This window comes from Clostridium frigoris, from assembly GCF_018861865.1.
Classification (GTDB): domain Bacteria; phylum Bacillota; class Clostridia; order Clostridiales; family Clostridiaceae; genus Clostridium_AD; species Clostridium_AD frigoris.
Genome location: NZ_JAHLDV010000016.1, coordinates 30843 through 43836 on the forward strand (window position 1 = coordinate 30843; position 12994 = coordinate 43836).

Consider the following 12994-nt stretch of genomic DNA (forward strand, 5'->3'; position numbering starts at 1 on the left):
TATCCTCCTCTTTTGTGTCTAAATATTTCTATTTCTCAAAATAACAACTAAATATTGAATTTCTCCTACACGCCTTGCAATTGAATTTAAAATATTTATTGCAATTTAGTATTGATAAAAGCAGCTTCCACCAGTGAATTCTCTGATTATTGAATTATCTGGAACCAAATCTTTGTCTACATCTTTAAAGAAGTTTAAAAAACTTCTTAATTTACTTGCTTCATAATATACTGGACTATCTTCCCCTATTTTATTAAGCTCTGCTAATGCAAATTTTTTAAGTACACAAAGCTCATAGACTGAACTAGAGTTAAACATTGCATCTGCCTGTTCTTGAAATACAAAAATATTCTTTTCCTCTCCACGTTTTATAGAAGGCCACATTTTAAGTGTATCTTCGACGCCGTATCCCCTAGATAAATAATCTCTAACTATTCTCCTAATCATTCTTACATCTGTTGTAGAAATTCTATTGTGATCATCTACATTGAGTTGCGTTAAAGGACTTATATATATTTTAAACTTGCTCTCTTTCGGTATCGATGACGTTAATATTTCATTTAATCCATGTATTCCTTCTACAATAACAATTCCATTTTGAGGCATTTTAATTTTATTATTGGCCCATTCTCTCTTACCTGTTTTAAAATTAAAACTTGGTATTTCGATTTCCTCGCCCTGAAGTAATAATTCTAAATCCTTGTTGAAAAGTTCTAAATCCAGAGCATATATTGATTCAAAATCATAATCACCATTTTCATCTCTTGGGGTAAATTCCCTATCAACAAAATAATCATCTAAGGAAATAAATGTTGGTATTAATCCATTTACGGTTAATTGAACACCTAGCCTCTTTGAAAAAGTGGTTTTACCTGAAGACGATGGTCCTGCTATAAGCACTAATTTAGCTAAGCCCCTCTTATGAATCATATCCGCAATATATGCAATTTTCTTTTCATGAAGCGCCTCAGCTACCCTAATTAAATTAACAATATCACCATTTACTACTTCATCATTTAGTGCACCAACACTTCCAACCCCGAGTATTTCTCCCCACTGCGCTGCTTCATAAAATACTTTAGCTAATTTTTCTTGTTTATTAAATTTAGGGAGCCTATCTGGGTCATCAATAGTCGGATATCTCAGTATAAACCCTGGATCATAATACATTAAATCAAATATTTTTAATATCCCTGTTGAATAAGCCATAGGTCCATAAAAATAATCATATCTTCCATTTAATTCATAAAGTTTTATTTCCTTAGCGTTAACATATTTTAAAAGCTTTACTTTATCTTGCATACCATACTGCGTAAATATCTCCACTGCCCTCTCTTTAGAAAACGTTATTTTTCTTATAGGCGTATCTGCTTTTATTATTTCACTCATTCTATTTTTTATATCATATATATCATCAATATCAAGTGCTAGCGTCTTATGAATTTCTCCAAACAATCCTTTACTTAATGAATGTTCGATAGAAATATTGGCCTTTGGAAATAACTCAGAAATTGCTTTTATTAATACAAATTGAAGAGTCCTAACGTAGGTCGTCATTCCAATTCTGCAAGCAATATCCACAGTTTCAAAATTGCCCTCATGCATAATAGTGGTTCCTAGTTCATAAATTTTATTATTAATTTTACCTAAAACTACTGGCAAATCTTCTTTTAAATTATTTTCTTTAATAATATCATTTAACATAGTTCCCTCTTTAGCTACTACATTTCTACCATCCTTAAGCGCTATATTGAAACTGCCCATTTACCCATCCCCTATTTTTAGTTATTAGTACTATTATACTGTAATTTTAAAAAAATGTATCATTTACCCCTTATAATTTTTGTGATTTAACAAACCATATATATTATATAGTAAAGAGGTGATATTGTGCTTGTTTTAGTAATCAGAACTTTTTTCTTATATTTTACAATAATATTTATTATGAGGATGATGGGTAAAAAGCAAATAGGGCAGCTTGAACCTTTTGAGCTCGTAATCGCTTTAATGATTTCTGATCTTGCTACCTTTCCGATGGAAGATATAAGAATACCCATTATTCATGCGATTATACCAATAATTACTTTACTATTTCTTCAAGTAGCGTCATCTTATATTGAACTCAAAAGCGAAAAGGCTAGGAGAATGTTAACGGGTAACCCAAGCATATTGATAAAAGACGGCAAAATTGATATTGCAGAGCTCAGATATCAAAGATTTAATATTGATGATTTATTAGAAGAACTTAGATTAAAAGGATATTTTAATTTATCTGATATTCAATATGCTATTTTAGAAACTAGTGGTGCATTATCTATATTACCCAAAACTGGTCAATCTACTGCAACAAAAGATGATTTAAATATAACCATAACTCAAGAATCTTTACCTATCCCATTAATTATGGATGGTAACATTAATTATAAGAACTTAAAACTTTTAGAAAAAGATGAAACTTGGCTAAAAAACATACTAAAAAGAAATAAAATTGCCTATGCAAGCGATCTTTTCATAGGCATAATTGATTCTAAAAATAAGTTTTATTATCAACTTAAAGAAGGGAAAGAAAAAAAGAGATGAAAAATGTTTTGATAGCATTTAGTTTATTCGTTATAATGGTGGTAGGAATATTTTTTTCTGTAAATATTATAAATGTCAAATGTAGTAAATTACAAAATTTGAATTGCACTCTAGAAAACTATATAATTAAAGAGAACTATCAAGATGCATACAAATTATCACTCGTTTATATAGCTGAGTGGAAAAAAGCCTCTAAATTCTTATCTGTATATGAACATCATGAGGATTTAGACCATATAGATAGTGAGATTTTAAAATTAACTCAATATATAAAAATTAAAGATAAATCTGAAGGCTTAGCTACTGTACATAATATGAAATATCTTGTTGAGCATATAATGTCTCATGAAAAAGTTTCCATAAGCAATGTTTTTTAATTATTTAATTTATAGACATCATTTATAATAAAAGGGTAGAAAATAGTCCATTTATAGCTTATAATTATATTGTATAATAAAACGTCCCGCAGGGACAATATATGTCCCTGTTACAAAATTTGAAAGGTGGAATTGATATGGCTTTAGTTACTACTACTAAAATGTTCAAAGACGCAATAGAAGGAAAATACGCAATTGGTGCTTTTAACATCAATAACATGGAAATAATTCAAGGAGTTATCGATGCATGTGCGACTCATAAATCAGCTGTTATACTTCAAGTATCAGCTGGAGCTTTAAAATATGCAAGACCAACTTACCTTAGAAAAATGGTAGAGGCAGCTGTAGAAGACACTGGTCTTGATGTAGCACTTCACTTAGATCACGGTCCTGATATGGCTACTGTTAAAATTGCAATAGCTGCTGGATTCACTTCAGTAATGTATGATGGTTCTCATTTTGAATATGAGGAAAATGTAAGAACTACTAAAGAAGTAGTTGATTTCGCTCATTCTAAAGGTGTTGTAGTTGAAGCTGAGCTTGGAAAACTTGCTGGTATTGAAGATGCTGTTAATGTTTCAGCAAAAGATGCAACTTATACTGATCCAGAACAAGCAGTAGATTACGTAAAAAGAACTGGCATAGATTCCCTAGCTGTAGCTATAGGTACAAGCCACGGTGCATATAAATTCAAAGGTGAACCAAAACTTGATTTTGAAAGATTAGCTTTAATTACAGAAAAATTAGAAGCTGCTGGATTTCATAATTTCCCAATAGTTCTTCACGGAGCATCAGCTGTAGATCAAGAATATGTTACTATGATCAATGAATTTGGTGGAGAAATGAATGGTGCAAAAGGAATTCCATTAGAAATGCTTAGAAAAGCTGCTTCTATGGCTGTTTGTAAAATAAACATGGATACTGATTTAAGACTTGCAATGACTGGTTCAATAAGAAAAGTACTTACAAAAAATCTTGGCGAAATAGATCCTAGAAAATATCTAGGAGAAGCAAGAACTAACATAACTAAATTAGTTGAAGGTAAAATTACTAATGTTTTAGGATCTTCTAACTCATCTAAATAATTTAATTTAATATAATTTAGATCAATATAAGACCCACAGTAGATTTCTACTGTGGGTCTTTTAGTTTTGTACTTACTACTTTTCAACGTAATTACTTACATGTTTAATAACCATATTAATTGTTCCATCGCCATTTCTTTGTATTTCAAAACGACTATTATCACGATAGGTTTCTTCATTTACATATAAATCTATATCCTTATCAATCTTTAGTCTCACTCTTTTTAATTTTTTATCTATCCATTCTTTATCAAGACTAATATTATCTGTTATTCCTTGCTGTGCTATAAACTCAACAAATTTCTCCTTATTTTCATTATTTTCAGGAAATATTTGCTGCGACAATTCTTTAACATCAATATTATCTTCTTCTCTAAGTTTTCTTTTTATAGTACTTCTAACAACTTCTGCTTCATCTGCATTTTCTGCAAAAGTGTTCTGGGTAAATTTTTCAGCTGCCTTCACAAAACTTTTAGTTACATCTCTTTCATTGTCAACAATCGTGCACCCTAAATAATTATCAATAAAGTAGTTTGAACTATCCTCTTGGTTTTCATTATTTGATTCCTTGGTTTTGCTCCTTTTATCTATAACCATTAAATCAAAACTATTTTCATCTCTAATTGGTTTTATAAAAGCACATTTTTGTATCCTTTGAGAACTACCAGGTAAACCCGTAAACTGTGGAACTATATCAATTCCTAATTTTTCATCAACAAATTCAATAGTGTGAACGTAATTTTTTATATAATCCATTTTAAATAAACCAAGTATTGGTCCAAACTCTGTAGTAAATGATACTACTATCAAATCGCATGAAGGAATACTCCCCTTAGATCTCATTAAGATAAACATTTGTTTGGCTAGTTCCTTTGAAACAGCTAGTAAATTATTCTCACCATTTAAATATTCCTGAGATAAATCCTTCACTATGTTTGACTCAGAAGTAAATATACCATATTTTAAGTCTTCATCTTTTAAGCATTTCTGAATATGTTTAAGTATAAAATTATACTTTTCCTCATCTAAATCTAATGCATATTCGTTCAAGATAGGTTCATCTGCATTGTTATCTAAAACATGAATAATAGCTTCATTTATATTAATTTCTTTTATATACTCCAAAAAAACACCACCTTAATAATTGTCTAAGACACATGAAAATAATTTGCAAGATAAATCATCTCCTGGGTCGCTGTAACAACTCTTAAGAGATGATATTACAGCTCTGCAAGAGATGATTTTACAGCTCTTAAGAGATGATTTTACTTATTTGAATGTGCCTAACTATTATACTATGTATTTAAAATTATAACAAAGTAATATATTGCTATCAAAATTAATAATTTTAATGAATTATTAATGTTACTTTATTTATGTTATGATATAATCACAATTAATGGTTAATTAATTTATTAATCATTATCTACCCCAGAGCAACAAGGAGGATTACTTTGAAAGAAATAGAGCTTAGAATTATAGATATTGATGTTCAAGAAATTCGCAGTAAATTATTAAGTTTAAATTGCATAAAAGTAAAACAAGAGGATCAAATAAACAACATTTATGATTTCTCGGATAAAAGACTACTATTAGGTAAAGGCTATGCAAGAATACGTACAGTTAAAGATCATTTGACAAATTCTACAATTCATTATATCACCACAAAAAAACTTATAAGCCAAGAAAAGTATAAAATTATGGATGAACATGAATCAGAAATTAAAGATGAATTTGCGGCAAGGGGAATATTTGAAGCCTTAGGGCTCGAGCTTATGCAATCTATTAAAAAATATAGAGAAAGCTATAAATATAAAAACACTCTTATAGAAATAGACATAAATGAGAAGGAATTTTGTCCTTTTCCTTATATAGAAATTGAAAGTACATCGGAAACTGAGATCGAAGAAGTTGTAAGATTACTAGGTTACAATTTAGAAGATACTACCCCTAAAAGTATTTATGAAATATTAAAATCAAAAAAATCAATGGGAAAACTATAATGTTTGGATATGTAACTCCATGCAGAATGGAAATGAAAATAAAAGACCATGAAAAATTCAAAGCTTATTATTGTGGTTTATGTAATTCCATTAAAAATGATTTTGGTAATCTTCCAAGACTTACTCTAAATTATGATATGACATTTTTAGCAGTGCTTTTGGATTCTTTATCAGAAGATAAGTATAACTTCATTAAATTTAAATGTTTAATTCACCCGTTTAAAAATAAGATTATGCTTAAAAATAATAAAGCCTTAGATTACGCAGCCTTTTGCAATGTTACATTAGCCTATTATAAACTAATGGATGATGTCCAAGATAATAAAACAATGAGAAGCAAAATTTATTCAATATTTTTAAAAACCTATTTACCAAAGACGGAATTATCATATACTGATGTAATGGAGTATACAAAAGAAAAACTACTACTTCTAAATACTCTAGAGACAAATCATATGAATAAAGATACTTATGAGCAGCTATCTATAGATGAACAGCTATCTATAGATGAGTTGTCACATGTCTTTGCAGATCTTACAGGTTTTATAATATCTTTTTATTATAAAGATTCCTCTTTTAAAGAAGATTTATACTGGTTAGGATATAATTTAGGTAAATGGATATATATTATAGATGCTTATGATGATTTAGAAGAGGATATAAAAAGTAATTCTTTCAATGCTATAAATTCATTACTTAATACAGATAATCTAGATTATAAAAGTTTTTCTGTATTAATTAAACCAAGAATTGATTTTATATTAGCTACATGTGCCTCTTTATGTTTAGAACATTTGAATAATTTGCCTTTAATTAAAAATGAAGATATATTATGTAATATACTAGAACTAGGCCTCATGGAAAAAATGGATAAAGTGTTTAATAATGAAACTATTGATAATTTAAAAGGAGTGGAAGATAAAAATGGAAAATCCCTATGAAGTACTTGGTGTAAAAGAAGGCACATCTAAAGAAGATATTAAAAAGGCCTATAGAGAACTAGCAAAAAAGTATCATCCTGATCAATATGGTAACAATCCATTAAAAGATTTGGCTGAAGTTAAAATGAGAGAATTAAATGAAGCTTATGATACACTTATGAAAGGAAATGGATCTTCTAATAATAGCAGTTCATCAAACAATTATAGTTCTTCTAATAATGGTTCAAGTTCAAATAATGATTACAATAATAACAATATATATCAATCTGTAAGAATGGATATAAATAGTGGAAACCTCCCCTCTGCTGAGCAAAAATTAGGCTCCATGAAAACAAAAAATGCTGAATGGAATTTCTTAATGGGAACAGTTCATCTAAAAAAAGGTTGGCAAGATAGTGCTTATACTTTTATTAGCCGTGCTTGCACTCAGGAACCTAACAATGTTGAATACAGACAAAGCTTTAATCAACTAAATAATCAATCTTCAAATTATAGAAATAACTATTATGGTAGGACAAATAATAATTCCGGCGGTATGGGTAACATGTGTCTTAACCTATGGTGTGCCGATAGCCTTTGTGAATGTTTTGGTGGAGATCTTATTTCGGGTTGCTAAGTCTTTAATTTAGGAGATGATTTTATGAAATCTAACCATATTGCTAAGGGTGGAATATTCGCAGCACTTAGTTTGATACTACTATATCTATCTTCAGTTGTACCTACAAATAGATTATCTATACTCTGTATAGCTTCCTCCATTATTCCTCTTTCCATTATGCTTACTGGTGTAAAGAATACCGCTATTGTATATGGTGCTGTTTCCTTGCTTAGTTTCTTTATTATACCCTCAAAACTCATAGTCATATCCTATATATTAATTTTTGGTTCCTATGGTTTTGTAAAATATTACGTAGAGAAGCTAAGAAATGTTCCTGTAGAAATTATACTAAAGTTATTGTATTTTAATATAACCTCCGGTATAATCATAATTTTGTATAAAATGTTGTTCCTAAAAATTCCAAATATAAATATAAATGTTTATTTGCTCCTTATAATTGTAGAAGTTGCCTTTGTAATTTATGACTATGCACTTACTGCTTTTATATCCTATGCTAATAAACACCTCTTAAAAAAATTAAAGTAACCATTCCATAACTACACATGAGTTCATGGTATTGACACAAAATTTTATTTAAATTATAATGAATAATAATCCAGTAATAAATAAACACTAACCCAATAAATAACTTTAATTAGGAGTATTAATATTTATATCATTTTTTAGAGAGCTGCTGTTAGCTGCAAAGCAGTATTGATACAATATGAACTTACCTATGAACTTACTTGTAATTATACATTTACATCGTAAGTAAAAGTCTACTTGTAAAAACAAGTACGGTTAAAACCGTTATATTTGCAAGTGAGGTGTAAAACCTAACTAGAGTGGTACCGCGGAATATTACTTTCGTCTCTTTCTTGAGATGGAGGTTTTTTTTGTTTTACTATAGTACATACTTTAACATGCATTAACAAAAATCTATATATAAAAAACAATTAATCATATTTCATATTATAAAATAACAAGGAGGAATATTAATGGCAAAATATAATACAGGCATAGATGAAAAATGGCAACAAAAATGGGAAGACACGAATCTATACAAATTTGATGAGAACAATATTTCCAAAAAATTATATGTACTTGAAATGTTCTCTTATCCATCAGGAAGCCAATTACATGCTGGACATTGGTTTAACTATGGCCCTGTAGATACTTGGGCTAGAATGAAAAGAATGCAAGGATATAATGTGTTTCAACCAATGGGCTTTGATGCCTTTGGATTACCTGCCGAAAACTATGCAATAAAGACAGGCGTTCACCCTAAGGATTCTACAGATCAAAACATTATTACTATGGAAACACAATTAAAGGCCATGGGAGCAATGTTTAATTGGGATCATGAAGTTGTAACCTGTCGCCCTGATTATTATAAATGGACTCAATGGTTATTTTTAAAATTATTTGAAAAAGGCCTTGCTTATAGAAAAAAAGCACCTGTAAATTGGTGCCCTAGCTGTAATACGGTACTTGCTAATGAACAAGTCTTAGCTGATGGATCATGCGAGAGATGTGGCACTGAGGTTACTAAAAAGAATTTAACACAGTGGTTCCTAAAAATTACGGACTATGCAGAGGAACTTTTAGATGACCTTGAAACTTTAGATTGGCCTGAAAAAACTAAATCAATGCAAAAACATTGGATAGGCAAATCTACTGGAGCTGATGTTACTTTTAAGGTATCAGATTCTGATGTAGACTTTAGTGTATTCACAACAAGAGTAGACACTCTATACGGTGTTTCATATGTAGTTATAGCTCCTGAGAATGATCTTGTTGACATCCTTACTAAGGATGATTATAAAGCTGCTGTTGAATCTTATAAATATGATGCTAGGAAACAAACTGATATAGAAAGACAGTCTATTTCAAGAGATAAAACTGGTGTATTTACGGGCTCATATGCTATAAATCCTATAAACGGACGCAAAGTTCCAATTTGGATTGCAGACTATGTTCTAAATACTTACGGAACTGGATGTGTAATGGCTGTTCCGGCTCATGATGATCGCGATTTTGCCTTCGCAACTAAATATAATTTACCTATTGAAAGAGTAATCATTGGTTTTAAAAGCAAGAATGAGGAGGATGAAAAACTTCCTTATACTGAACATGGCAAAATTATAAATAGTGAAGAATTTAATGGTTTATCCACAAATGACGCCAAAGAAGCAATTGTTAAGAAATTGGAAGGTATGAACTTAGGTGCCGGCAAGGTAAACTTTAGACTTCGTGATTGGTTAGTTTCAAGACAAAGATATTGGGGATCACCTATTCCAATAATTCATTGTGATAAATGTGGAACTGTTCCAGTACCTGAGGATCAACTTCCAGTAGAACTACCTTATGATGTTGAATTTACACCAGATGGAGACTCACCTTTAGCTAAATGCGAAGAATTTATGAATGTCACTTGTCCAGTTTGTGGAAGCCCTGCTCGTAGAGAAGCAGACACATTGGATACTTTTGTTTGTTCTTCTTTCTACCAATTTAGATATGTAGATAACAAAAACAGTGAAAAAATCTTTGATAAAGACTTAGTAAACAAAATGCTTCCTGTAGACAAATATGTTGGCGGGCCTGAGCATGCATGTGGTCATTTGCTTTATTCAAGATTTATCACAAAAGCCCTTCGCGACATGGGATACTTAGACTTTGATGAACCGTTCCTATCACTTACTCATCAAGGTTTAATCCTCGGCGAAGATGGACTAAAAATGAGTAAATCCAAAGGAAACACAATCTCACCAGACAAGTACATAAAAGAGTTTGGAGCAGATGTGTTTAGAATGTACCTAATGTTTGGTTTTAGCTATACCGAGGGTGGTGCTTGGAGTGATGATGGTATAAAAGCTATATCAAGATTTGTTGATAGAATTGAAAGAGCTGTAGACACTGGAAGTGAAGAAATTTTAAAGAGAACTAATAATGTAACCTCTATTGGCGTGAATGAAAAAGAATTGAACTATTGGAGAAATTTCGCGATAAAAGGTGTTACCGAAGATACTGAGAAACTTCAATTTAATACTTCTATTGCAAGACTTATGGAACTTACAAATGCTGTATCAAAATATGTTAATTACGAAACCATAAACAATGAATTCTTAAAAGAAGTACTTATAGATTATATTAAGCTTTTAGCTCCCTTTGCTCCTCACTTCTCAGAAGAGAAGTGGGAAACATTAGGTATGAATTACTCCGTATTTAACCAGAGCTGGCCTACCTTTGATGAGAGTGCTCTTATTAAAGATGAGGTGGAAATTGCAATTCAAATAAACGGTAAAATTAAATCTAGAATAACTATAGCCCAAGGAATAGACGAAGAAAGTATAAAACAAGTTGCTTTAAATGATAAAACATTCATTGCTGCTCTAGAAGGTAAAACCGTGCGCAAGATTATTGTAATTAAAGGTCGATTAGTTAATATAGTAGTTTCTTAAAAAAAGGTAGTAGAACATTTTGTTTAATGTTCTACTACCTTTTTAATTAAGCTTTATACATATCTAAGGTTTTTTGAGTTGCACGAAGTAAACTATTAAGTTCAAAAACCTCTCCTTCTTCTAATAACTTATTTATTTGTTCTCTATACCTAGTTGCATCCATTAATTTTCCAAGAGACGATAACATAAGTATATTATTCATTATATCCGATACTAAATTAGATTTTACCTCAAACAGTTTTTGTGCATCCTTAATTTCATCCTTAATTTCTAGCATTTGTTCGTCTAGTTGAAAAGCCGCATCCGCAGCATTTTTAAGTTTTTCTCTTATATACTCTGGAATATCATGCTTATATTTATAATTAAGAGAATGCTCAACCGTAGCCCAAAAATTCATTGCAAGAGTTCTAATTTGAAATTCTGCGAGTATTTCAGTTTGACCACTAGCTAAGTTCACAGGATACTTTATAATCATATGATAACTTCTATACCCACTACCTTTTACATTTGCAACATAATCTTTTTCATAAACTATCTGCATATCACGTCGTTCACGAATTAAATTTACTACTTTATCAATATCATCAACAAATTGACACATTATTCTTATTCCAGCTATATCCTCCATCTCAAACTCAATTCTATCCAAAGGAATACAGAATTTATTAGCTTTTTCAAGGATGCTAGATATTTCTTTAACTCTCCCCGTAACAAATTCTATAGGTGAATAGTCATTTTTTCGCCTATATTCTCGCCGTATACTTCTAAACTTTACTTTTAACTCCTCTACTCCCTGTTCATAAGGTATTAAAAATCTTTTCCACTCTCTTATTGCCATATTATCAGTCCTTTACATAATATTTCATGTTCCTTTTTTTAAGGTTTATAATTAGCATTTTAGACTTTTTTGGTTATGATTTACATTAATATTATATTTGTATTAATTTTCTGTTATAATTAATTTACTACTAAATTACTATAATAGCAATTTAGTAAGTAAAATATAGTAAATTATATAACTAATCATACCACATTAAATCTAACTTTGAGGTGATTAAATGGATAAAAATATATTTTCCGGTCTAGAGAATATGGGATTCGATAATATTGAGCATATTAACATATATAACAAAGAAACTGAAGCCATAAAAGAAAGTAAGGAAAAATCTTCTCTATATAATAAAGAAATTACTTGCCCTGTGTGTAACCATGTATTCAAGGCTGCCACAGTGAAATCTTCTGCTTATAGAATGTTAAAAAAAGATAGCGACTTTTTTATTAGGTACTCATTAATTAATCCTTACTTCTATGATGTATGGCTTTGCAATTCTTGTGGATATGCAGCTATGAAAACAGATTTCTATACTATACGCAGTATAGAAATACAGCAGGTACAAAAATCTATATCAGCCAAATGGCATGGACGAATGTATCCAGAAGTTTACGATGTTCATGTTGCTATTGAAAGATATAAGTTATCTCTTCTTAATTATGTTGTAACAAATGCAAAATCTAGTAAGAAAGCAATAAACTGCATTAAACTTGCCTGGATGTACCGACTAATAGATACTGATGCCTCTAAAGAAATTGAGTTAGTGTTTTTAAATCAAGCTCTAGAAGGTCTTAGTGATGCTTACTACGCCGAAGCATTCCCCATATATGGCATGGATAAATACAGTGCTATGTATCTTATTGGAGAATTAAATAGACGATTAGGACATACAGAAGATTCTTTAGTCTGGTTTAGTAATGTTATAACAACACCTAATGTTAAGCAAAATTTAAAAGAACTTGCAAGAGACATGAAGGACTTAATCAAAGAAGAAGCGGCTGCGTTACTCGCTGATACTGATAATTTAAACAAATCTTCTACAGAAAACTTTGAACCATTAGAAAGCACCAAGAAATCTAGTTTTTTTTCTAAACTATTTAAATAATATTAATAATAA

Annotated in this window: 12 protein-coding genes and 1 other annotated feature; of the genes, 8 read left to right on the top strand and 4 right to left on the bottom strand. The window is 30.2% G+C overall.

Annotated features, from left to right (window positions below):
- Positions 1 to 105: 105 nt before the first annotated feature.
- The gene (locus KPL37_RS09110; protein ID WP_216148306.1) at positions 106 to 1764 is read right to left on the bottom strand and encodes a nucleoside kinase; all 1659 of its coding nucleotides are present in this window, start codon (positions 1762 to 1764) and stop codon (positions 106 to 108) included.
- A 126-nt stretch (positions 1765 to 1890) separates the two neighbouring features.
- On the opposite strand from KPL37_RS09110, the gene KPL37_RS09115 reads away from it, so the two are divergent.
- The 3 genes from KPL37_RS09115 to KPL37_RS09125 all read left to right on the top strand — a co-directional run bounded on the left by KPL37_RS09115 (position 1891) and on the right by KPL37_RS09125 (position 4042).
- Complete coding sequence (locus tag KPL37_RS09115) at positions 1891 to 2580, top strand: DUF421 domain-containing protein (protein WP_216148309.1); 690 nt, start codon at positions 1891 to 1893, stop codon at positions 2578 to 2580.
- Positions 2577 to 2957 (top strand): DUF4363 family protein, encoded by a 381-nt coding sequence (locus KPL37_RS09120; RefSeq protein WP_216148313.1) that lies wholly within the window; start codon positions 2577 to 2579, stop codon positions 2955 to 2957. The genes KPL37_RS09115 and KPL37_RS09120 overlap by 4 nt, the downstream gene beginning before the upstream one ends.
- Before the next feature lie 137 nt (positions 2958 to 3094).
- Positions 3095 to 4042, top strand: coding sequence for a class II fructose-bisphosphate aldolase (locus KPL37_RS09125; protein WP_216148316.1), 948 nt, complete (start codon positions 3095 to 3097; stop codon positions 4040 to 4042).
- Positions 4043 to 4117: 75 nt separating this feature from the next.
- On the opposite strand, the gene KPL37_RS09130 is transcribed toward KPL37_RS09125, so the two are convergent.
- Positions 4118 to 5167 (bottom strand): nucleoid-associated protein, encoded by a 1050-nt coding sequence (locus KPL37_RS09130; RefSeq protein WP_216148319.1) that lies wholly within the window; start codon positions 5165 to 5167, stop codon positions 4118 to 4120.
- A 329-nt stretch (positions 5168 to 5496) separates the two neighbouring features.
- On the opposite strand from KPL37_RS09130, the gene KPL37_RS09135 reads away from it, so the two are divergent.
- From KPL37_RS09135 to KPL37_RS09145, 3 genes are read left to right on the top strand one after another with little or no spacing between them, the layout of a single operon-like run.
- Positions 5497 to 6045 carry a class IV adenylate cyclase gene (locus tag KPL37_RS09135; protein WP_216148322.1) on the top strand — a complete coding sequence of 183 codons (549 nt, stop codon included), beginning with the start codon at positions 5497 to 5499 and terminating at the stop codon, positions 6043 to 6045.
- The gene (locus tag KPL37_RS09140) at positions 6045 to 6986 is read left to right on the top strand and encodes a DUF5685 family protein (protein ID WP_216148327.1); all 942 of its coding nucleotides are present in this window, start codon (positions 6045 to 6047) and stop codon (positions 6984 to 6986) included. The genes KPL37_RS09135 and KPL37_RS09140 overlap by 1 nt, the downstream gene beginning before the upstream one ends.
- A complete protein-coding gene (locus tag KPL37_RS09145; RefSeq protein WP_216148330.1) occupies positions 6970 to 7602 on the top strand; it encodes a J domain-containing protein in 633 nt (210 codons plus the stop codon). The genes KPL37_RS09140 and KPL37_RS09145 overlap by 17 nt, the downstream gene beginning before the upstream one ends.
- Here the strand turns inward: KPL37_RS09145 and KPL37_RS09150 are convergent.
- Complete coding sequence (locus KPL37_RS09150; protein WP_216148333.1) at positions 7599 to 7844, bottom strand: hypothetical protein; 246 nt, start codon at positions 7842 to 7844, stop codon at positions 7599 to 7601. The two genes, KPL37_RS09145 and KPL37_RS09150, sit on opposite strands and share 4 nt — an antisense overlap.
- A gap of 382 nt (positions 7845 to 8226) precedes the next feature.
- Positions 8227 to 8462: a binding site (T-box leader), on the top strand.
- 120 nt (positions 8463 to 8582) lie between these two features.
- On the opposite strand from KPL37_RS09150, the gene leuS reads away from it, so the two are divergent.
- Positions 8583 to 11045: a leucine--tRNA ligase gene (gene leuS, locus KPL37_RS09155; RefSeq protein ID WP_216148336.1), complete on the top strand. Its 2463-nt coding sequence runs from the start codon at positions 8583 to 8585 to the stop codon at positions 11043 to 11045.
- Positions 11046 to 11091: 46 nt separating this feature from the next.
- On the opposite strand, the gene yjbM is transcribed toward leuS, so the two are convergent.
- A complete protein-coding gene (gene yjbM / locus KPL37_RS09160) occupies positions 11092 to 11883 on the bottom strand; it encodes a GTP diphosphokinase (protein ID WP_216148339.1) in 792 nt (263 codons plus the stop codon).
- 220 nt (positions 11884 to 12103) lie between these two features.
- Between yjbM and KPL37_RS09165 the strand changes: the two genes are divergently transcribed.
- Positions 12104 to 12982, top strand: coding sequence for a DUF2225 domain-containing protein (locus KPL37_RS09165; protein ID WP_216148342.1), 879 nt, complete (start codon positions 12104 to 12106; stop codon positions 12980 to 12982).
- Positions 12983 to 12994: the final 12 nt, after the last annotated feature.